Raw genomic sequence first — 20,377 nt, 5'->3', positions numbered from 1 at the left:
CCGGGGGAACGGCCTCGGGGCTCCGCCCCGCACCCCGCTGCTCAATCGCCGCAGGGGCTTGATTGGCTTGATTGGCTCGAGCGGTCGGTGGGACTTGAGGTAAATCAAGCCCCTCCGGCGATTGAGGAGCGGGGTCTGGGGCGGAGCCCCAGGGCGCAACCACGGGCGGCCGGGGTAAGGATGGCCCCATGGGATTCCACGTCGACTCCGAGGCCGGCCGCCTGCGCCGAGTGATTCTGCACAGGCCCGATCTCGAACTGAAGCGGCTCACGCCCAGCAATAAGGACCAGTTGCTCTTCGACGACGTGCTGTGGGTGCGCCGGGCCCGGCAGGAGCACGACGGGTTCGCCGACGTGCTGCGCGACCGGGGCGTCAGTGTGCACCTCTTCGGGGACCTGCTCACCGAGGCCCTCGACGTCGACGCCGCCCGCGGCCTCGTCCTGGACCGCGTCTTCGACGAGAAGGAGTACGGCCCGCTGGCCACGGGCCACCTGCGGGACGCCTTCGCGGCGATGCCGTCCGCGGAGCTCGCCGAGGCCCTCATCGGCGGGATGACCAAGCGGGAGTTCCTCGACGCGCACCCGGAGCCGACCTCCGTGCGCTTCCACGTCATGGAGCTCGACGACTTCCTGCTCGGCCCGCTGCCCAACCACCTGTTCACCCGCGACACCTCGGCGTGGATCTACGACGGCGTGTCCATCAACGCGATGCGCTGGCCCGCCCGGCAGCGCGAGACCGTCCACTTCGAGGCGATCTACCGGCACCACCCGCTGTTCCGCGACGCCGACGACTTCCATGTGTGGTCCGAGGGGCAGGCCGACTACCCGTCGACCATCGAGGGCGGCGACGTCCTCGTCATCGGGCAGGGCGCCGTCCTCATCGGGATGAGTGAGCGGACCACGCCGCAGGCCGTGGAGATGCTCGCGCACAAGCTGTTCGCGGCGGGTTCGGCGCGCACCATCGTCGCCCTCGACATGCCGAAGAGACGCGCTTTCATGCACCTCGACACGGTCATGACGATGGTCGACGGCGACACGTTCACGCAGTACGCGGGGCTCGGCATGCTGCGCTCGTACACCATCGAACCGGGCTCGTCCGGCGCCGAGTTGAAGGTCACCGACCATCCGCCCGAGCACATGCACCGCGCCATCGCCGCCGCACTCGGACTCCCCGGGATCCGGGTGCTGACCGCGACGCAGGACGTGCACGCCGCCGAGCGCGAGCAGTGGGACGACGGCTGCAATGTGCTCGCCGTCGAGCCGGGCGTCGTGGTCGCGTACGAGCGGAACGCCACGACGAACACGTTCCTGCGCAAGCAGGGGATCGAGGTCATCGAGATCCCGGGCAGCGAGCTGGGGCGCGGCCGCGGCGGCCCGCGCTGCATGAGCTGCCCGGTCGAGCGGGACCCCGTGACCCCGTGAACACCTGAGCGCGATCCCCCCGAACACCCCGCCGGGCCATCGGCGGCGATCTTCCCAGACCGCCCCGGCTCGGCATACGGTCCTGACGACCCGCCAAACGAAAGGTATTCGTTTTGACGTCGTCCACCGGGACCGAACACGGCGGGGCCGCGTCCGCCGCCACCTCCGCCCCCACCCTGGAGAAGGGCGCCATCGGCACCGGCGACCTGGTCTTCTTCGTCGTGGCCGCCGCCGCGCCGCTGACCGTCATGGCGGGTGTCGCCCCACTGGCCATCGGGATGGCGGGCCAGGGCGCGCCGCTCGGCTATCTCGTCTCCGGACTGCTCCTGATCGTCTTCGCGGCCGGTTTCACCGCGATGAGCCGCTACGTGCGCAACGCCGGCGCGTTCTACGCGTACATCGGCCGGGGCCTCGGCCGCCCCGCCGGAGTCGGTTCCGCGTATGTCGCGCTGCTCGCGTACAACGCGATCGAGGTCGGACTCCTCGCCGCCTTCGGCTGGTTCACCGAGTCGGGGTTCCAGGACCTGACCGGCGTACTGATCCCGTGGTGGGCCTGGGCGCTCGCCGGGCTGGTCGCCATCGGCGTGCTCGGCTGGCTCAAAGTCACGCTCAGCGCCAAGGTGTTGGGCGTCGCGCTGGTCCTCGAAGTGCTCGTCCTGCTGGTGTTCGAGGCGGGGGTGTTCGCGCACGGCGGCGGGCCGCACGGCCCCGAGTTCGGCGTCCTGTCACCGGGCCACCTCCTGAACGGCGGCGTCGGCGGCATGTTCGTCCTCGCCATCGGTGCGTTCGTCGGCTTCGAGGCGACCGCGATCTACGCCGAGGAGGCCCGCGAACCGGAGCGCACGGTGCCGCGCGCCACCTACATCGCCGTCGCGTTCCTCGCGCTCTTCTACACCTTCACCGTCTGGATGATCATCAACGCGTACGGTGCCGGGGACGCCCGGCGGGTCGCGACCGGGGACGGCGGCGGCGACATGGTCTTCGCCGCGACCGAGCGGTTCGCCGGGGCCTGGGCCGCCGACGCCATGCAACTCCTGATCATCACCAGCGCCTTCGCCGCCACCCTCGCCTTCCACAACGGCGCCACCCGCTACTTCTACGCGCTCGGCCGCGAGGGCCTGCTGCCGCGCCGCCTCGGCCGGGTCACCGCCCGCACCGGCTCGCCCGCCGTCGCGGTCCTCGTGCAGTCGGCCATCGCGCTGCTCACGGTCGTCGTGACGCTGGTCGCGGGCGTGGACCCGTACAGCGTCACGTTCCTGTGGACCAACGGCACCGGCATCCTCGGCGTGATGCTGATGCAGGCCTGCGCCGCGCTCGCGGTGTTCGGGTTCTTCCGCCGCGACCGGCGCGGTCTGCCCGGGTGGCGGGTGGTGCTCGCGCCGCTCCTCTCCTTCGCCGGGCTCGCGGTCCTCATCGGCCTCGCGTGCGTCAACCTCGACCTGCTCACCGGCGCGACACCGGGCGTCAACGCGGTGCTGCTCGCGCCACTGCCCGTGCTGTTCGCGCTCGGGGTCGCGGTCGCGCTGCGGGTGCGGCGCCGCGACCCGGCCGGGTACGCCCGGCTGACCACCGTCGACGCCGAGCGCGTCTGACCCCCGCATCGAAAGGAACGTGTACGTGCTGGTACTCCGCGGAACCGTCCGCACCGGAAGCGACGCGCACGGCGACGTCACCGCCGTCGCCGTCCGGGACGGCCGGATCCTCGCCCTCGGGGCGGCGGCCGAGGCGCTGGCCGCCACCGCCGACGAGGTGCTCGACCTCGGCGAGGGCGGGCTGCTCATGCCGTCCTTCGGCGACGGCCACGCCCACCCGCTCTTCGGGGGTCTGGAGCACTTCGGCCCGCGGATCAAGGAGTTGGGCTCGGTCGAGGAGATCGTCGCCGAGGTCGGGCGGTGGGCCGAGGCGCACCCCGAGGAGGAGTGGATCGTCGGCGCGAGCTACGACCCGGCGCTCGTCCCCGACGGCGAGTTCGACGCCCACTGGCTGGACACCGCGGTCCCCGGCCGGCCCGTCGTGCTGCGGGCGTACGACTACCACACGGTGTGGTGCAACACCGAGGCCCTGCGCCGCGCCGGGGTGGACGCGACGACGCCCGAGCCGCGCCTCGGCTGGATCGTGCGCCGCCCCGACGGCACCCCCATGGGCACCCTGCGCGAGTGGCACGCCTGCGACCTGGTGCTCGACCGGGTGCCGGGCCGCCCCGTGGACGAGCTGGTCGAGGCGCTCGGTGTGGCGGGGGAGGCGTACGCGCGGGCGGGACTGACGTGGGTTCAGGACGCCTGGGTGGAGCCGGAGATGGTCGACGCCTACCTGGAGGCCGCCCGCCGGGGCGCCCTCCGCTTCCGCGTCAACCTCGCCCAGCGCGCCGACCCGGACCGCTGGCGCGAGCAGCGGCCCGCGTTCACGGAGCAGCGCCGCCGCGTCGAGGCAGAGGGCGGCGACCGGCTCACCGCCCGCACCGTGAAGTTCTTCGGCGACGGCGTGATCGAGGGCGGCACCGCCGCGCTGCTCGCCCCCTACGACGACGCCCCGCACAGCTGCGGGATGCCCGTCTGGGAACCGGCGGCGCTCGCCGAGGCCGTCCGGGCGTTCGACGCGGACGGCTTCCAGACCCACATCCACGCCATCGGCGACGCCGGGGTGCGGGCCGCGCTCGACGCGATCCAGTCGGCGGCGGAGGCCAACGAGGCGTGGGACCGGCGCCCCGTGATCACCCACGTCCAGCTCGTCGACCCTGCCGATCTGCCGCGCTTCGCCGCACTCGGGGTGATCGCCAACTTCGAGCCGCTGTGGGCGCAGCCCGATCCGTTGCAGACCGTGCTCTCCGTCCCGCGCATCGGCGACGAGCGCTCGGCGCTCCAGTACCCGATGGGGGAGCTGGAGCGCGGCGGGGCGCGGCTCTCGTTCGGCAGCGACTGGCCGGTCAGCTCGTACGAGCCGCTGGAGGGGATCCAGATCGCGGTGACCCGGCGGACCTTCGACGGCGACCCGGAGGGCGGCTGGCTGCCCCACCAGCGGCTGACGGTCGAGGAGGCGCTGGCCGCGTACACGGCGGGATCCGCGCACCAGGCGTTCGCCGACGAGCGGGGCGCGCTCGTGCCGGGGGCGCCCGCGGACCTGGTGTGGCTGTCGGCGGACCCGCGCACCACCGACCCCATGCGGCTGCGGGAGATCCGGGTGCGCGGCACGTGGCTGGCGGGGGAGCGCACGTTCGGGTAGGCACGGAAGCGCATGCACCGGAAAGCACGGAAGCGCATGCTCCGGAAAGAATCATGAATAGAAATGTGGAACATCGTATAGACTTCCATTGTCCCGACCCCGTCCCCGAGTCATGCGCAGGAGCCCCCGAATGAACCTCACCGGCCGCCACTTCCTCAAGGAGCTGGACTTCACCGCCGAGGAGTTCCGAGGCCTGGTCGACCTGGCCGCTGAGCTGAAGGCGGCCAAGAAGGCGGGGACCGAGACACAGCACCTCAAGGGCAGGAACGTGGCGCTGATCTTCGAGAAGGCGTCCACGCGTACGCGCTGCTCCTTCGAGGTCGCGGCCGCCGACCAGGGCGCTTCGACGACGTACATCGACCCGGCCGGCTCGCACATCGGCAAGAAGGAGTCGAGCAAGGACACCGCGCGCGTCCTCGGCCGGATGTTCGACGCCATCGAGTTCCGGGGCGACGAGCAGGCCATCGTCGAGACGCTCGCCGAGTACGCGGGCGTGCCGGTCTACAACGGCCTGACGGACGACTGGCACCCCACGCAGATGCTCGCCGACGTGCTCACGATGACCGAGCACAGCGCCAAGCCGCTCACGGAGATGTCCTTCGCCTACCTCGGCGACGCCCGCTTCAACATGGGCAACTCCTACCTCGTCACCGGCGCCCTGCTCGGCATGGACGTCCGCATCGTCGCGCCGAAGGCCTACTGGCCGGCCGAGACGGTCGTCGCCGAGGCCCGCGAGCTGGCCGCCGCCAGTGGCGCGCGGATCACACTCACGGAGACCGTCGAGGAGGGCGTCGCCGGCGCCGACTTCGTGGTCACCGACGTGTGGGTGTCGATGGGCGAGCCCGAGGAGATCTGGGACGAGCGCATCAAGGCGCTCACCCCGTACGCGGTGACGATGGACGTGCTCCGGGCGACGGGGAACGCGGACGTGAAGTTCCTGCACTGCCTCCCCGCCTTCCACGACCTGGGCACCAAGGTCGGCCGCGAGATCCACGCCAAGTACGGCCTGGAGTCCCTCGAGGTCACCGACGAGGTCTTCGAGTCGGAGCACTCCGTCGTCTTCGACGAGGCGGAGAACCGGATGCACACCATCAAGGCCGTCATGGTCGCCACGCTCGGCCGATAGCCGCAAACCGCACAATCCCCGAATAACCGTTCAAACTGATGGGGCCGGAACACCCTCTCCGGCCCCACCGGCATGCGGCCACCCCCACCGCACCCGCACCACCAGAAAAGAGCACCACCCCATGTCGCCGACCCCCTCCGGCCTGCGCATCAAGTCGCCCGAGTCCCTGATCGCCGAATCGGGCGCCGACCTCGAAGGCCACGGCCTCAAGCGCACCATGGGGCTCTTCCAGCTCGTGTGCTTCGGCGTCGGCGCGATCGTCGGCACCGGCATCTTCGTCGGCCTGTCCGACACGGTCGCCGAGGCCGGCCCCGCCGTCATCCTCTCCTTCGTCCTCGCCGCGATCACCTGCATCTTCACGGCCTTCTCCTTCGCCGAGCTGGGCAGCGCGATCCCGGTCTCCGGCTCCTCGTACTCCTTCGCCTACGCGACCCTCGGCGAGCGCGTCGCGTTCCTCGTCGGCTGGTGCCTGCTCCTGGAGTACGGCGTCTCGGTGTCGGCCGTCGCCGTCGGCTGGAGCCAGTACCTGAACGAGCTGCTCGACAGCGTCTTCGGGTGGCAGCTGCCCGAGGCCCTGTCCGCCGGCCCCGCCGACGGCGGCGTGGTCAACCTGCCCGCCGTGCTGGTGATACTGATGGCCGCCACGCTGCTGGTGCGCGGCATCCGGGAGAGCGCGCGGGCGACCGCCGCGATGGCCGTGCTCAAGATCGGCATCCTGATCGTGTTCTGCGCGATCGCCTACTCCGCCTTCGAGGCCGGCAATCTGACCCCGTTCCTCAAGGACGGCATGGCCGGTGTCACCTCCGGCGCCTCGCTCGCCTTCTTCTCGTACATCGGCTTCGACGCGGTCACCACGGCCGGCGAAGAGGTCAAGAACCCGCGGCGCAACATCCCCCTCGCGATCCTGATCTGCATCGGCATCGTCACGCTGCTCTACGTCGCGGTGGCCGTCGCCGCCATCGGCGCGCTCGGCGCGGACGCCGTCGGGGACAAGCCCGCCGCGCTCTCCCTCGTCGTCGACCGGGTCACCGGCTCGGACATCGGCGGCGGCGTGATCGCCTTCGGCGCGGTCGTCGCCATCGCCTCGGTCGTGCTCGCGGTGATGTACGGGCAGACCCGGATCCTGATGTCGATGTCCCGCGACGGGCTGATCCCGCGGGTCTTCGAGCGGGTCTCCCCGAAGACGCACACGCCGGTCGCCAACACCTGGATCGTGGCGTGCGTCTTCGCGGTCCCCGCCGCGTTCTCCTCGCTCGACGCCGTCGTCAACCTGACCACCATCGGCACGCTCGCCACCATGGTCGCCGTCAATGTCGCGGTGATCGCGCTGCGCCGCTCGCACCCCGCCCTGAAGCGCTCGTTCCGGGTGCCGCTGTACCCGGTCAGCCCGGTCCTGGGCGTCGGCTTCTGTCTCTACCTGATCTGGGGCACGGGCTGGACGACCTGGGTCCAGTTCGCGGTGTTCCTCGTCGTGGGCGCGCTCGTGTACGCGCTGTACGGCCGCCGCAACTCGCGGCTCGGCGAGGTGCCCGAGGGGGCTACGCCTCGGACGCCGGGCGCTGGCTCGGCACCGTAGAGGGAAGCGTGAACCACACCGCCTTGCCGGAATCGGTGGGGCGGTGCCCGCACGACGAGCTGAGCGTGCGGATGAGGAGCAGGCCGCGGCCGTGCTCCTGCCAGGGGTCGGGCGGCCCTTCGTCCTCGGGGTTGGTGAGGTCGGACGGCGGCGCCGGGTCCGTGTCGTGCACCTCGACCTGACAGCCCGAGTCGAGCAGCTCCACGACCAGCTCGATCGGTGTGTCCCCCGTCGTGTGCTCCACCGCGTTCGCCACCAGCTCCGCCGTCAGGAGCTCCGCCGTGTCCGCGTCCGCGGCCGGTGACTCGATCTCGGACAGCGCGGTCCGCACGAGGGCGCGCGCGACCGGCACGGCCGCGGCCGTGTGCGGAAGGGCGATGCGCCACGACGTGGGCGTGGAGGGACCGGAGAAGGGAGTCACGGCGGAATCCTGGGGGCGGAGGGCGCGTATGCGGCTCGGGGACGGGCTCGGAGGAACGGGCTCAAGGGGGACTGTCCTGCGTTCAACCTTATGAATGGTACGGCGTGGGGCGAAAGAGGCTCTCGTCGGTGCGTGCCGGGACGTACGACCCCTCCGCGTTATCGCGCACTCGTGACGACAGTCATGATGCGGTGATACGGTCGAGTCGTCCCGCTCCTCCTCGGCACGCCCGCTACCCGTCGGAGGCACCGCATGAGTCCCTTCACCGGCTCCACCCCCCGCACCGACTCCTGGCAGCACCTCACGTACGCCGTGGACGAGAGCGGTGTCGCCACCGTCACGCTCGCCCGCCCCGAGAAGCTCAACGCGCTCACCTTCGGCGCCTACGCCGACCTGCGCGACCTGCTCGCCGAACTGTCCCGCGAGAAGACGGTCCGTGCCCTGGTCCTCGCCGGCGAGGGGCGCGGCTTCTGCTCCGGCGGCGACGTCGACGAGATCATCGGCGCCACGCTCTCCATGGACACCGCGCAGATCCTCGACTTCAACCGGATGACCGGACAGGTCGTCCGGGCCGTGCGCGAGGCCCCGTTCCCGGTGATCGCCGCGGTGCACGGGGTCGCGGCCGGGGCGGGCGCGGTCCTCGCGCTCGCCTCCGACTTCCGCGTCGCCGACCCCAGCGCCCGCTTCGCGTTCCTGTTCACGAAGGTCGGCCTGTCCGGCGGCGACATGGGCGCGGCCTATCTGCTGCCCCGCGTCGTCGGCCTCGGCCACGCCACCCGCCTCCTGATGCTCGGCGACGCGGTCCGCGCGCCCGAGGCCGAGCGCATCGGCCTGATCAGCGAGCTGACCGACGAGGGCCGGGCCGACGAGGCCGCGCAGGCCCTCGCCCACCGCCTCGCCGAGGGCCCCGTCCTCGCGTACGCGCAGACGAAGGCGCTCCTGACGGCCGAGCTGGACATGCCGCTCGCCGGGGCCATCGAGATGGACGCGGCCACGCAGGCGCTGCTCATGCACGGCGAGGACTACGCCGAGTTCCACGCGGCGTTCACCGCCAAGCGCCCGCCGAAGTGGCAGGGGAGGTGACCGGCGGATGACCGTTCGCGCCCGCCGCATCGCCGTCATCGGAGGCGGCCCCGGCGGCCTGTACGCCGCCGCCCTCCTCAAGCGCCTCGACCCGGACCGGGAGATCACGGTCTGGGAGCGCAACGCCCCGTACGACACGTTCGGCTTCGGCGTCGTCCTGTCCGACGAGACCCTCGGCGGCATCGAGCACGCCGACCCGGTGGTCTACCGGGCGCTCCAGGAGGAGTTCGTGCGCTGGGACGACATCGACATCGTGCACCGGGGGCAGCGGCACACCTCGACGGGGCACGGCTTCGCGGCGCTCGGCCGCCGCCGGCTCCTGGAGATCCTGCACGCCCGCTGCCGCGAACTCGGCGTGGACCTGCGCTTCCAGGAGGAGGCGCCGCCGATCGACGAACTCCGTGAGGCGTACGACCTGGTGATCGCGGCCGACGGTGTGCACAGCAAGACCCGCGAGGCGTACGCGGACGCGTTCGGCCCGCACATCGAGGAGCACCGCAACCGCTACATCTGGCTCGCCGCCGACTTCGCCCTCGACGCCTTCCGCTTCGACATCGCGGAGACCGAGCACGGTGTGATGCAGCTGCACGGCTACCCGTACAGCGATCACGAGTCGACGGTCATCGTCGAGATGCGCGAAGAGGTGTGGCGGGCGGCGGGCTTCGCGGACATGGATGTGCGCGAGTCGATCGAGGCCTGCGCCAAGACCTTCAAGGACGCGCTCGGCGGCCGCGCCCTGAGGACCAACAACTCCTCGTGGCTGACCTTCCGCACGGTCGTCAACGACCGCTGGTCGCACGGCAATTGCGTGCTCATCGGCGACGCCGCGCACACCGCGCACTTCTCCATCGGCTCCGGCACGAAGCTCGCCGTCGAGGACGCGCTCGCGCTCGCCGCGTGCCTGACCGAGCAGCCCACGACCGACGCGGCGCTCGCCGCGTACGAGGAGGAGCGCAGGCCCGTCGTCGCGTCGACGCAGCGGGCGGCGCGGGCCAGCCTCCAGTGGTTCGAGGAACTGGGCCGCTATCTGGACCAGCCGCCACTCCAGTTCGCCTTCAACCTGCTCACGCGCTCGCGCCGGGTGACGCACGAGAATCTGCGGCTCCGGGACGCGCGGTTCACGGAGTCGGTGGAGCGGGAGTTCGGCTGCCCCGAGGGCACGCCGCCGATGTTCACGCCGTTCCGCATCGGCGGCCTCGAACTGCGCAACCGGGTCGTGGTCTCACCGATGGACATGTACTCGGCGCAGGACGGTGTGCCGGGCGACTTCCACCTCGTGCACCTGGGGGCGCGGGCGCTGGGCGGCGCCGGGTTGGTCATGACGGAAATGGTGTGCGTGAGCCCGCGGGGCCGCATCACGCCCGGGTGTGCGGGCCTCTACACGGACGGCCAGGCCGAGTCCTGGCGCAGGATCGTGGACTTCGTCCACACGCGCGCTCCCGGCACGGCGATCGGTGTGCAGCTCGGCCACTCGGGACGCAAGGGCTCCACCCGCCTCATGTGGGAGGGCATGGACGAGCCGCTCCCCGAGGCGGCCGACAACTGGCCGCTGGTCGCGGCGTCCGCGCTCCGCTACCGCCCGGACAGCCAACTGCCGCGCGGGCTGACGGCGGCGGAACTCGCGGACGTACGCGAGGAGTTCGTCGCGTCGGCGCGGCGAGCGGCGGACTCCGGCTTCGACCTCCTCGAACTCCACTGCGCGCACGGCTACTTGCTGTCCGGGTTCCTGTCACCGCTGACGAACCGGCGCACGGACGCGTACGGCGGCTCACTTGAGGGGCGGCTGCGGTTCCCGCTCGAAGTCTTCGACGCCGTACGCGAGGTGTGGCCGGAGGGCCGCCCGATGACCGTGCGGATCTCCGCCACGGACTGGGCGGAGGGCGGCACCAGCGAGGAGGAGGCCGTCGCCGTCGCCCGCGCCTTCGCCGCGCACGGCGCCGACGCCATCGACGTGTCCACGGGGCAGGTGGTCTCGGACGAGCGCCCCGCGTTCGGCCGCTCCTACCAGGTGCCGTACGCGGACCGGATCAGGGCGGAGGCCGGCGTCCCGGTCGTCGCGGTCGGCGCGATCTCTTCCTGGGACGACGTCAACTCCCTTGTCCTGGCGGGCCGTACGGACCTCTGCGCGTTGGCGCGCCCGCACCTGTACGACCCGAACTGGACGCTGCACGCGGCGGCCGAGCAGGGCTACGCGGGTCCGGGTGCGGTGTGGCCCCAGCAGTACGGGGCGGGAAGCCGCCGGCCCCAGACGGGTCGCCTGGACGCGCCGAAGCCGAGGCTTGTCCTGCCGGGGTGACCAGGGTGCGGCGCCCACCCTCCGGCGCCCTGAGGCGACTCGAAAGATCGGGGCTCTGCCCCGGACCCCGCTGCTCAATCGCCGCAGGGGCTTGATCACGCGCGGGCGAACTCCGCCCCCGCCCCCCGCAGCCGCTCGTCCAGCGCCCGGAACACCTCCGCCGCCCGCACCCCCGGCCACCCCTCCGGCAGCAGCTCGGGCGGCAGGCCGGGGTCCGCGTAGGGGAGGTGGCGCCAGGAGTCGAGGGCGCGGAGGTAGTCCCGGTAGGCCTCGCGCGACGGGGTCCCGGACCGGGCCTCCCACGCCCGCAGCACCGGCTCGTGCTCGTCCAGGAACGCCTCGTGGAGCTTCGCGAGGGCGGCGAGGTCCCACCACTGGGCCACCGCGTCCGCGGTCGCCGCGAAGCCCAGGTGCTCGCCGCGGAACAGCTCCACGTACCCGGACAGGCCGAGGCGCTCCAGCGTGTGGCGGGTCTCCTCGTAGACGGCGAGGGGCGCGAGCCACACGCCGGGCGCCGCCGTGCCGAAACCCAGACCGCTGAGCGTGGAGCGCAGCACGTGCCGCTTGGCGCGCTCGGACTCCGGGACCGAGAACACGGCGAGCACCCAGCCGTCGGCGGGGGAGCCGCTGCCGTAGATGCGGCGGTCGCCGTCGTCGAGGAGCTGGCGGGCGCCGTCGGAGAGCGCGTAGGCCGCGGCTCCCGCGTCGGTGCGGGCCGGGAGGAGCAGGCCGCGGCGCTTCAGGCGGGAGACCGCCGAGCGGACGGACGGCGCGTCGACGCCGACCGCGCCGAGCAGCCGGATCAGCTCGGCGACCGGCAGGGGCCCCGGCAGCTCGCGGCCGTAGGCGCCGTACAGGGTGACGATGAGGGAGCGGGGCGTATGCGTGGGCTGCTCGGGCACGTGATCACTCTACGGCTGAGGGCTCGCGGAGCCGGAACCGCTGGAGCTTTCCCGTGGCCGTGCGCGGCAGCGCGTCCAGGAACTCGATCACGCGCGGGCACTTGTACGGGACGAGTTCCGCCTTGACGAACTCCCGAAGCCCCTCGGCGTCCTGCCGCGCCCCGGCCCGCAGCACCACGTACGCCACCGCCACCTGACCGCGCTCCTCGTCGGGGCGTCCGACCACCGCCGCCTCCGCCACGTCCGGGTGGCGCAGCAGCGCGTCCTCCACCTCGGGGCCCGCGATGTTGTACCCGGCGGAAATGATCATGTCGTCGGCGCGGGCCACGTACCGGAAGTAGCCGTCGGCCTCGCGGACGTACGTGTCCCCGGTGACGTTCCAGCCGTGCTGTACGTAGACGGTCTGCCGCTCGTCGGCGAGGTAGCGGCAGCCGACGGGTCCGCGGACGGCCAGCAATCCCGGTTCTCCGTCCGGGAGTTGGCGGCCCTCGGAGTCGACGATCCGGGCCTCCCAGCCGGGCACGGGAACGCCGGTGGTCCCCGGCCGGATCGCGTCGTCCGCCGCCGAGATGAAGATGTGGAGCAGCTCCGTCGCGCCGATCCCGTTGATGATGCGCAGACCGGTCGCCTCCTGCCAGGCCTGCCAGGTCGCGGCGGGCAGGTTCTCGCCCGCGGACACACAGCGGTGCAGCGAGGAGATGTCGTACGAGGGGACGTCGGCAAGCAGGCCAAGCATCGCCCGGTAAGCCGTCGGCGCGGTGAACACGACCGACACCCGGTGCTCGGCGATCGCGGGCAGCAGCTTCTGCGGGCCCGCCTGTTCGAGCAGCAGCGCCGATGCGCCCACCCGCAGCGGGAAGATCACGAGGCCGCCGAGCCCGAAGGTGAAGCCCAGCGGCGGGCTCCCCGCGAACACGTCGTCCGGACCGGCCCGCAGCACGTGCTTCGCGAAGGTGTCCGCGACCGCCAGCACGTCCCGGTGGAAGTGCATGCAGCCCTTGGGCCTCCCGGTGGTCCCCGAGGTGAAGGCGATCAGCGCGACGTCGTCGGCGGAGGTCTCCACGGCCTCGTACGCCGCCGGTTTCGGGGCCGCGCGGTGCAGCAGGTCGTCGGGCCCGTCCCCGCCGAAGGTGGTGATGCGCAGGCCCGGTACCTCGGCCTTCGCGAGGTCGTCGACCGAGCGGATGTCGCACAGGGCGTGCCCCACCCGCGCGATCCCGCACACGGTGGCCAGCTCGCTCGCTCGCTGCGCCGCGAGCACGGTCACGGCGACGGCCCCCGCCTTCATCACGGCGAGCCAGCAGGCCGCGAGATACCGGGTGGTGGGGCCGCGCAGCAGCACCCGGTTGCCGGGCACGACGCCCAGGTCCTCGGTGAGCACGTGCGCGATCCGGTCGACCGTCGCCTTCAACTCCCCGTACGACCAGGGTGCTTGGCCGGGGGAGTGAAAGGCGGGGCGGTCCGCGCCGTGCCGCTCCACGGTGGCGTCGAGGAGTTCGGCCCCGCAGTTGAGCCGCTGGGGGTAGTCCAGCTCGGGAAGGTCGAAGGTGAGGCCCGGCCACAGCTCGGCGGGTGGCAGATGCTCGCGGGCGAAGGTGTCGACGTGCCCAGAAGGAAGCAGTGGGCTGAGCGGATGGTGGGTCATGGCCTGGCGCCCCCTCGTGGTGAGTGGCTCGCATGCCGTCGCCGGGTGAGGCGGCGCGCATCGAGCGTATCGTGATGGTGACGACAGTCAACGGGGCGCGATACGGTTCCTGTGTGGGGCCGGCGGGCAGGGTGGCCGGTAGGCAGTCGTGAGAGGAGCACCACGTATGGGGACATTCTCGCTCGAACCGGGGCAGCTCGCGTGGTGCGGTGAGCTGCGGGCCCTCGCGGCCGACCGCCTCGCCCCGCTCGCCGAGAAGGGCGAACCGGGCCGCGTCAACCGCCCCCTCGTCGCCGAACTCGGCCAACTCGGGCTCCTGGATCGCCTGTTCACATCGGGCGCGCTGGATCTCTGCCTCCTGCGCGAGTCCCTGGCCCGGGTCAGCACCGAGGCCGAGACGGCCCTCGCCCTACAGGGGCTCGGAGCGCACCCGATCCACGCGTACGGCGCCGATGCGGTGCGCGAGCGGTGGATTCCGGAGGTGAGCGCGGGCCGGGCCGTGGCGGCGTTCGCGCTGAGCGAGCCGGGGGCGGGATCGGACGCGGCGGCGCTGTCCCTGCGCGCGGATCAGGACGGTGACGGCTGGCGGCTCACCGGTGACAAGTGCTGGATCTCGAACGCACCCGAGGCCGACGTCTACACCGTCTTCGCCCGCACCACGCAGGGCGCGGGCGCGCGCGGCGTGTCGGCCTTCGCGGTCCCCGCCGACCGCGCGGGCCTGACCGGCGAGCACCTCGACATGATCTCCCCGCACCCCATCGGGGCGCTCGCCTTCGACGGCGTCCCGGTCACCCGCGACGACCTGCTCGGCGAGGTCGACGCCGGGTTCCGCGTCGCGATGGGCACGCTGAACCTGTTCCGGCCCAGCGTCGGCGCCTTCGCCGTCGGCATGGCCCAGGCGGCTCTCGACGCGACGCTCACGCACACCGGCGAGCGCGAGGCGTTCGGCGCCCCGCTGAAGGAGCTCCAGACCGTCGCCCACCAGGTCGCCGACATGTCGGTCCGCGTCGAGTCCGCGCGCCTCATGGTCTACGCGGCGGCCTCCGCGTACGACGAGGGCGACCCGGACGTGCCGCGCCGCGCCGCCGCCGCGAAGCTCATCGCCACGGAGACCGCCCAGCAAGTCGTCGACGCCGCCGTGCAGTTGCACGGGGCGCGGGCGCTGCGCCGCGGCCACCTCCTGGAGCATCTGTACCGCGAGGTCCGGGCGCCCCGCATCTACGAGGGTGCCTCCGAGGTCCAACGGGCCATCATCGCCCGCGAGTTGTACAAGCGGCACACGAAGGAGACCACGTGACCGGCAACAACGGCGGCAACGGCATCGGCAGCAACACCGGCGACCTGCGGCGCGTCAACCCGCCCGAGCTCTCCCCGCCCACCGGCTTCTCCCACGCCGTCGTCGCCACCGGCGGCCGCATGGTGATGCTGGCCGGCCAGACGTCCCTGGACGCCGACGGCAAGGTCGTGGGCGACACCCTCCCCGCCCAGTTCACCCGCGCCCTGACGAACCTGCTCACCGCCCTGCGCGCGTGCGGCGGCACGCCGGAGCACCTGGCCCGCGTCACGGTCTACGCCACGGACGTCGCCGACTACCGGGAGAACGCCCGCGAACTGGGCCGGATCTGGCGCGAGTTGGCGGGCCGCGACTACCCGGCGATGGCCGTGATCGGAGTGAGCCGGCTGTGGGACGAACAGGCCATGGTGGAACTCGACGGCATCGCCGTCCTGCCCTGAGGGGGAACCGCGCCTAGGCTCGGCCGTATGACGCAGCAGACGGAACTCTCGGTGGACCTCTCCGTGGGCCCGATCGCGTACGAGGAATCGGGAGGCGACGGGCCGACCGTCGTCCTCCTCCACGGACTCGCCCAGGACGGCACGGTGTGGCGGCAGGTCGTCGACGAACTGGGCGCGTCCGTGCGGTGCATCGTGCCCACCCTTCCGTACGGGAGCAACCACGTGCCCGTGCGGCCCGGCGCCAAGATCACCCCGCACACCGTGGCGTTGCTGATCGGCGAGTTCGCCGACGCGCTCAAGCTGGGCGACGACACGGTGTTCGTCGAGAACGACGCGGGGCGCCTCCAGCAGCTCGCCGCGGAACGGCCCGACCGGGTGGGGCGCATGGTCATCGCGGGCTGCGAGGCCTTCGACAACTATCCGCCGGGCCCGGCGGGCAAGCTCCTGGAGGTCATGTCCCGGGTCCCCGGCGGCATCACGATGCTCGTGGGCACGCTGTCCGTGCGGCCGCTGCGCCGGATGCCCGGCACGGGGTACGCGGTGATGTCCCAGCGGCCGGTCCCGCACGAGTTGATCGACCGCTGGATCGAGCCACTGCGCAAGGACCCGGCGGCGCGGAAGCTGCTGCTGCACTACCTCCGGTCCGGGGTGAAGACGGAGATGATGGAGGCAGCGGACGCGCTCCGCGCGTATGACCGGCCGGCGCTGGTGGTGTGGGGGAAGCAGGACCGGATGATGCCCCTGGCCCACGGCCGTCGCCTGGCGGAACTGTTGCCGCAGGGGCGGCTGGTGGAACTGGACGACTGCGGCACGCTGATTCCGCTGGACCAGCCACGTGCCTTGGCGGCGGCGATCCGGGAGTTTGTTGCGGCCACCCGGTCCTAGGTCGCGGGGCTCTGCCCCGGACCCCGCTGCTCAATCGCCGCAGGGGCTTCAATTGCCCACCCGTCGCCGGGGCTTAATCGGCGAACCCGGTCGTCGAGAAGGAGGCGGCATCGCGGCCCGACGTGCCCACGGTGACCCACCAGTGCGTCGGGTGCTCCCCGTACAGGGTGAAGAGGGTGCCCGCCGCCCACGCCAGGACCAGCTCGTCCTTGCCGTCCGCGTCGAAGTCACCCGCGTCGACCGGCCGCGCGCGGCGCGCGTTGTCCGAGAGCATCTTGTGGTCGATCTCCATGGGCCCCTGCCGCAGCACGGGGGTCCGCTTCTCGCCGTCGATCAGGGTCGCCCCGGAGTACGTGGCGACGAGGATGCCGTCCCGTCCGTCCCCGTCCGGATCGGCGGCGACGTACCCGCCGGGCCCGTAGTCGGTCTCCCGGTCCGTGCCGGGCGGGGGCAGCTTGTACGTCACCGGGGACCCGCCCCCGCCGGGGTACACCGCCAGCGACCCGTCCACGTCGGCCGCCTCCGTCTCGTAGCCGGGCTCGTCGTTGCGGCTGCCGTTGTCGCCCACGGCCACGTCCCGCCGCCCGTCGCCGTCGAAGTCGCCGAAGGCGTGCGCGTTGCCCGGCCGCAGTTTCCGTCCCTTGCCGGTGCGCGGGTCGGCGTACAGCGTGCTGGTCGCCTGCTCCCCGTCGCTCATCGAGGGGATCAGGAGCCCCGTGACGCGCGGCTTGCCCGTCGGGTCGATGGCGTCCGCCACCAGGCCGCCGCCCCCGTCGTCGTCCCCCGTGAGCGAGCCGGAGCGGGCCGGCGCCCCCGAGCGGTCGAAGGGGCCGTAGAGGATGTGCACCGTCGTGCCGTTGTTGCCCAGGCCCACCAGATCGTGGTGTCCGTCCCCGTCGAAGTCGCCGCGCGCGGCCTCCTCCAGGCCCAATCGGGCCGCGGCCGAGGGAAGTTGGAGCCGAGTCGCCGTGCGGCCCCGCGCGCCGGGACCGGTCGGCGTGCCCCACGCCACGTACGGGACGCCGCGCTGATTGCCGCTGCCGTCGTCGGACTCCTCCGCCACGGTGGTGACGAGGTCGGGGAACCCGTCCCCGTCGAGGTCGGCGGTGGTCACGTTCTCCGCGGCGAGATCGTCCTCGGGGCCCGGGTTCTGCACCGTCGAGCGCGGGATCCCGAGGTCCGAGCGCCCGTACACGGCGCGTGTGGCCGGGTCGAGCCCGCGGGCGGAGCCGAAGACGACGCCGACCCGCTCGTCGCGGTCGTTCGGGTCCGTGCCCACGTGCGCCGCGACGGGCACGACCAGGTCCCGGTGCCCGTCCCCGTTGAGGTCGTCGGGGTCCTTCGAGCCCTTCCCCGCGGCGGGTGCCCGACTGGCCGATGGCTCCTTGGGCACCCCGCGGGCGCCCGCACCGGACGCGGAAGGACCGGTCTCCGGCGCACCGCGCCCGCCCCCGCATCCGGTGAGCAGTACGAGGGCGGCACAGGCGGCGAGCGCGGCGGCGGATGAACGCTTCATGCGCCCACCCTCACATCCCGCCCGTCCCGAGGGCAGGCGGCCCACGTCAAATCCCTCGCGCGGTGGGCGAACGGCCTGATGTGATCAGGCACATGACTGCCTCCATGACCCCACACCCCGCACTCAGCACCTTCGAATCACTCCGCGCCGACGCCGTTCCCGATGAGGAGACCCTGCGTCAGGCCTACGCGCTCCCCAGCGACGCGGCCGTGCGCAAGCAGATGGACGAACTCACCGACCAGACGAGGCGGTTGATCGGTCTGTCGGCGCTGGTCATGATCGCCAGCGCGGACGCCCAGGGCAACTGTGACGTCTCCCCGCGCGGCGGCCCCGCCGGATTCGTGTCCGTCCTGGACTCGCGGACGGTGGCGATACCGGACGCGACCGGCAACAAGCGTCTGGACACCCTTCAGAACGTGATCGCCACCGGCCGGGCCGGGCTGCTGTTCATCGTCCCGGGGCGCACCACGACGCTCAGAGTGAGCGGCCGGGCCTGCGTCTCCACCCGGCCGGAGCTGCTGTCGCAGCTCACCGCCGTGGGCAAGCCGCCGGCCAGTGCGCTGGTGGTGGGGATCGAGGAGGTCTACCCGCACTGCCCCAAGTCGCTGCTGCGCAGTGGGGCCTGGAAGCCGGAGCAGTGGCTGCCGGCGGACGCCCAGCCGAGCTCGGCCGAGGTGACGCTGGCCCAGATGCGGATGCCGGAGCTGACGATCGCCGATGTCGAGCGGACCGAGGCGGAATCGCTGAAGTACCGGTACGAGTAGCCGGGCGGTCGGTGGCCGGAGGACGGCAGGCCGGCTGTTTCGCCGACCTGCCGCCCTGCCGACCTGCCGGGCGAGCCACTCGGGACCGCAAGGGATCAGATGTCCCGGAACGTCTCGATCTGCGCCCCGACGGAGTTGAGCCGCTCCGCCAGGTCCTCGTAGCCGCGGTTGATCACGTACACGTTGCGCAGCACCGACGTGCCCTCGGCCGCCATCATCGCGAGCAGCACGACCACGGCGGGGCGCAGGGCCGGCGGGCACATCATCTCGGCGTGCCGCCAGCGGGTCGGGCCCTCGACGAGGACGCGGTGCGGGTCGAGGAGCTGGAGGCGTCCGCCGAGCCGGTTGAGGTCGGTCAGGTAGATCGCCCGGTTGTCGTAGACCCAGTCGTGGATCAGGGTCTTGCCCTGGGCGGATGCCGCGATGGCCGCGAAGAACGGCACGTTGTCGATGTTCAGGCCCGGGAACGGCATCGGGTGGATCTTGTCGATCGGGGCTTCGAGCTTCGACGGGCGGACCGTCAGGTCGATCAGGCGCGTGCGGCCGTTGTCCGCCGGGTACTCCGCCGAACGGTCGTGGTCGAGGCCCATCTCCTCCAGGACCGCCAGCTCGATCTCCAGGAACTCGATCGGCACGCGCTTGACGGTGAGTTCGGACTGCGTGACGACGGCCGCGGTCAGCAGGCTCATCGCCTCGACCGGGTCCTCGGACGGCGAGTAGTCCACGTCGACGTCGATGTGCGGGACGCCGTGCACGGTGAGCGTCGTCGTGCCGACGCCCTCGACCTGCACGCCCAGCGCCTCCAGGAAGAAGCACAGGTCCTGGACCATGTAGTTCGACGACGCGTTGCGGATGATCGTCGTGCCCTCGGCGCGGGCGGCGGCGAGCAGCGCGTTCTCCGTCACGGTGTCGCCGCGCTCGGTCAGCACGATGGGGCGGTCCGGCGCGACGTCCGGGTGGACCTCCGCGTGGTAGAGGCCCTCGGTCGCCGTGATGTCGAGGCCGAAGCGGCGCAGCGCGATCATGTGCGGCTCGATGGTGCGGGTGCCGAGGTCGCAGCCGCCCGCGTAGGGCAGCTTGAAGCGGTCCAGGCGGTGCAGCAGCGGGCCGAGGAACATGATGATCGACCGGGTGCGGCGGGCGGCGTCCGCGTCGATCGCGTTCATGTCGAGCTCGGCGGGCGGCACGATCTCCAGGTCCGCGCCGTCGTTGATCCAGCGGGCGCGTACGCCGATCGAGCCGAGTACCTCCAGAAGGCGGTACACCTCCTCGATGCGCGCGACACGGCGGAGCACGGTGCGGCCCTTGTTGAGCAGCGAGGCGCACAGCAGCGCCACACACGCGTTCTTGCTGGTCTTCACTTCGATGGAACCCGACAGCCGGCGCCCGCCGACCACGCGCAGATGCATCGGTCCCGCGTACCCGAGGGAGACGATTTCACTGTCGAGGGCTTCGCCAATTCGAGCGATCATCTCAAGGCTGATGTTTTGGTTGCCGCGCTCGATGCGGTTCACTGCGCTCTGGCTGGTGCCGAGCGCCTCCGCAAGCTGCGACTGGGTCCAGCCCCGGTGCTGGCGGGCGTCGCGGATGAGCTTGCCGATGCGTTCGAGGTAGTCGTCTGCCATGGCGGCAGGTTATCTCAGATATGAGATGCCGCATCTCGAGGGGCGTGGCGGCCGCCGGACGCCGAGGATGGGGGGAGAGGTGAAGAGCCCGGGTGTGGGTACGCGCACGAGGGTGCCCCTTGCTGGCAATGCCGGGCGATGTACTAGGGTTATCTCGACATCGA

At 72.1% G+C, this 20,377-nt stretch carries 16 protein-coding genes; 11 read left to right on the top strand and 5 right to left on the bottom strand.

Annotated elements, in window-relative coordinates; genetic code table 11:
• The first annotated feature begins 188 nt into the window (after positions 1–188).
• From ACNYS0_RS11470 to ACNYS0_RS11450, 5 genes are all read left to right on the top strand, one after another.
• Complete coding sequence (locus ACNYS0_RS11470; RefSeq protein ID WP_422472954.1) at positions 189–1,421, top strand: arginine deiminase; 1,233 nt, start codon at positions 189–191, stop codon at positions 1,419–1,421.
• 113 nt (positions 1,422–1,534) lie between these two features.
• A complete protein-coding gene (locus ACNYS0_RS11465) occupies positions 1,535–3,013 on the top strand; it encodes an APC family permease (RefSeq protein ID WP_422472952.1) in 1,479 nt (492 codons plus the stop codon).
• Between the two features lie 25 nt (positions 3,014–3,038).
• On the top strand, positions 3,039–4,640 hold the full coding sequence (locus ACNYS0_RS11460; protein ID WP_422472950.1) for an amidohydrolase: 1,602 nt from the start codon (positions 3,039–3,041) through the stop codon (positions 4,638–4,640).
• A 130-nt stretch (positions 4,641–4,770) separates the two neighbouring features.
• The gene (gene argF, locus ACNYS0_RS11455; protein WP_422472948.1) at positions 4,771–5,766 is read left to right on the top strand and encodes an ornithine carbamoyltransferase; all 996 of its coding nucleotides are present in this window, start codon (positions 4,771–4,773) and stop codon (positions 5,764–5,766) included.
• 121 nt (positions 5,767–5,887) lie between these two features.
• Entirely contained in the window at positions 5,888–7,342 is a 1,455-nt protein-coding gene (locus ACNYS0_RS11450; protein ID WP_422472946.1) for an amino acid permease, read from the top strand.
• On the opposite strand, the gene ACNYS0_RS11445 is transcribed toward ACNYS0_RS11450, so the two are convergent.
• Entirely contained in the window at positions 7,305–7,763 is a 459-nt protein-coding gene (locus tag ACNYS0_RS11445; protein ID WP_422410692.1) for an ATP-binding protein, read from the bottom strand. The two genes, ACNYS0_RS11450 and ACNYS0_RS11445, sit on opposite strands and share 38 nt — an antisense overlap.
• Before the next feature lie 252 nt (positions 7,764–8,015).
• On the opposite strand from ACNYS0_RS11445, the gene ACNYS0_RS11440 reads away from it, so the two are divergent.
• Positions 8,016–8,846: an enoyl-CoA hydratase family protein gene (locus ACNYS0_RS11440; protein WP_422472944.1), complete on the top strand. Its 831-nt coding sequence runs from the start codon at positions 8,016–8,018 to the stop codon at positions 8,844–8,846.
• A gap of 7 nt (positions 8,847–8,853) precedes the next feature.
• On the top strand, positions 8,854–11,142 hold the full coding sequence (locus ACNYS0_RS11435; RefSeq protein WP_422472942.1) for a bifunctional salicylyl-CoA 5-hydroxylase/oxidoreductase: 2,289 nt from the start codon (positions 8,854–8,856) through the stop codon (positions 11,140–11,142).
• A 95-nt stretch (positions 11,143–11,237) separates the two neighbouring features.
• Here ACNYS0_RS11435 and ACNYS0_RS11430 read toward each other — a convergent pair whose 3' ends face one another.
• On the bottom strand, positions 11,238–12,044 hold the full coding sequence (locus ACNYS0_RS11430) for a PaaX family transcriptional regulator (RefSeq protein WP_422472940.1): 807 nt from the start codon (positions 12,042–12,044) through the stop codon (positions 11,238–11,240).
• A 4-nt stretch (positions 12,045–12,048) separates the two neighbouring features.
• Positions 12,049–13,689, bottom strand: coding sequence for an AMP-binding protein (locus ACNYS0_RS11425; RefSeq protein WP_422472938.1), 1,641 nt, complete (start codon positions 13,687–13,689; stop codon positions 12,049–12,051).
• 166 nt (positions 13,690–13,855) lie between these two features.
• Between ACNYS0_RS11425 and ACNYS0_RS11420 the strand changes: the two genes are divergently transcribed.
• From ACNYS0_RS11420 to ACNYS0_RS11410, 3 genes are read left to right on the top strand one after another with little or no spacing between them, the layout of a single operon-like run.
• Positions 13,856–14,986 (top strand): acyl-CoA dehydrogenase family protein, encoded by a 1,131-nt coding sequence (locus ACNYS0_RS11420; RefSeq protein ID WP_422472936.1) that lies wholly within the window; start codon positions 13,856–13,858, stop codon positions 14,984–14,986.
• Positions 14,983–15,423, top strand: a complete 441-nt coding sequence (locus ACNYS0_RS11415; RefSeq protein ID WP_422472934.1) for a RidA family protein — start codon at positions 14,983–14,985, stop codon at positions 15,421–15,423. Before ACNYS0_RS11420 ends, ACNYS0_RS11415 begins: the two co-directional genes overlap by 4 nt.
• A 27-nt stretch (positions 15,424–15,450) precedes the next feature.
• A complete protein-coding gene (locus tag ACNYS0_RS11410) occupies positions 15,451–16,308 on the top strand; it encodes an alpha/beta fold hydrolase (protein ID WP_422472932.1) in 858 nt (285 codons plus the stop codon).
• Positions 16,309–16,381: 73 nt separating this feature from the next.
• Here ACNYS0_RS11410 and ACNYS0_RS11405 read toward each other — a convergent pair whose 3' ends face one another.
• Positions 16,382–17,824, bottom strand: coding sequence for a hypothetical protein (locus tag ACNYS0_RS11405; RefSeq protein WP_422472930.1), 1,443 nt, complete (start codon positions 17,822–17,824; stop codon positions 16,382–16,384).
• A gap of 104 nt (positions 17,825–17,928) precedes the next feature.
• Between ACNYS0_RS11405 and ACNYS0_RS11400 the strand changes: the two genes are divergently transcribed.
• Positions 17,929–18,588 carry an MSMEG_1061 family FMN-dependent PPOX-type flavoprotein gene (locus ACNYS0_RS11400; RefSeq protein ID WP_422472928.1) on the top strand — a complete coding sequence of 220 codons (660 nt, stop codon included), beginning with the start codon at positions 17,929–17,931 and terminating at the stop codon, positions 18,586–18,588.
• Between the two features lie 95 nt (positions 18,589–18,683).
• On the opposite strand, the gene ACNYS0_RS11395 is transcribed toward ACNYS0_RS11400, so the two are convergent.
• A complete protein-coding gene (locus ACNYS0_RS11395) occupies positions 18,684–20,213 on the bottom strand; it encodes a helix-turn-helix domain-containing protein (RefSeq protein WP_422472926.1) in 1,530 nt (509 codons plus the stop codon).
• Positions 20,214–20,377 lie beyond the last annotated feature (164 nt).

This window comes from Streptomyces anthophorae, assembly GCF_049310305.1.
Classification (GTDB): Bacteria; Actinomycetota; Actinomycetes; order Streptomycetales; family Streptomycetaceae; genus Streptomyces.
This window is presented reverse-complemented; position numbering and strand designations above follow the sequence as displayed.

Excerpts from the sequence above, each read along its gene's own strand:
- ACNYS0_RS11405 (WP_422472930.1), bottom strand. The coding sequence starts at position 17,824 with ATGAAGCGTTCATCCGCCGCCGCGCTCGCCGCCTGTGCCGCCCTCGTA.
- ACNYS0_RS11450 (WP_422472946.1), top strand. The coding sequence starts at position 5,888 with ATGTCGCCGACCCCCTCCGGCCTGCGCATCAAGTCGCCCGAGTCCCTG.
- ACNYS0_RS11400 (WP_422472928.1), top strand. The coding sequence starts at position 17,929 with ATGACCCCACACCCCGCACTCAGCACCTTCGAATCACTCCGCGCCGAC.
- ACNYS0_RS11470 (WP_422472954.1), top strand. The coding sequence starts at position 189 with ATGGGATTCCACGTCGACTCCGAGGCCGGCCGCCTGCGCCGAGTGATT.
- argF (WP_422472948.1), top strand. The coding sequence starts at position 4,771 with ATGAACCTCACCGGCCGCCACTTCCTCAAGGAGCTGGACTTCACCGCC.
- ACNYS0_RS11410 (WP_422472932.1), top strand. The coding sequence starts at position 15,451 with ATGACGCAGCAGACGGAACTCTCGGTGGACCTCTCCGTGGGCCCGATC.
- ACNYS0_RS11425 (WP_422472938.1), bottom strand. The coding sequence starts at position 13,689 with ATGACCCACCATCCGCTCAGCCCACTGCTTCCTTCTGGGCACGTCGAC.
- ACNYS0_RS11395 (WP_422472926.1), bottom strand. The coding sequence starts at position 20,213 with ATGGCAGACGACTACCTCGAACGCATCGGCAAGCTCATCCGCGACGCC.
- ACNYS0_RS11420 (WP_422472936.1), top strand. The coding sequence starts at position 13,856 with ATGGGGACATTCTCGCTCGAACCGGGGCAGCTCGCGTGGTGCGGTGAG.
- ACNYS0_RS11435 (WP_422472942.1), top strand. The coding sequence starts at position 8,854 with ATGACCGTTCGCGCCCGCCGCATCGCCGTCATCGGAGGCGGCCCCGGC.
- ACNYS0_RS11440 (WP_422472944.1), top strand. The coding sequence starts at position 8,016 with ATGAGTCCCTTCACCGGCTCCACCCCCCGCACCGACTCCTGGCAGCAC.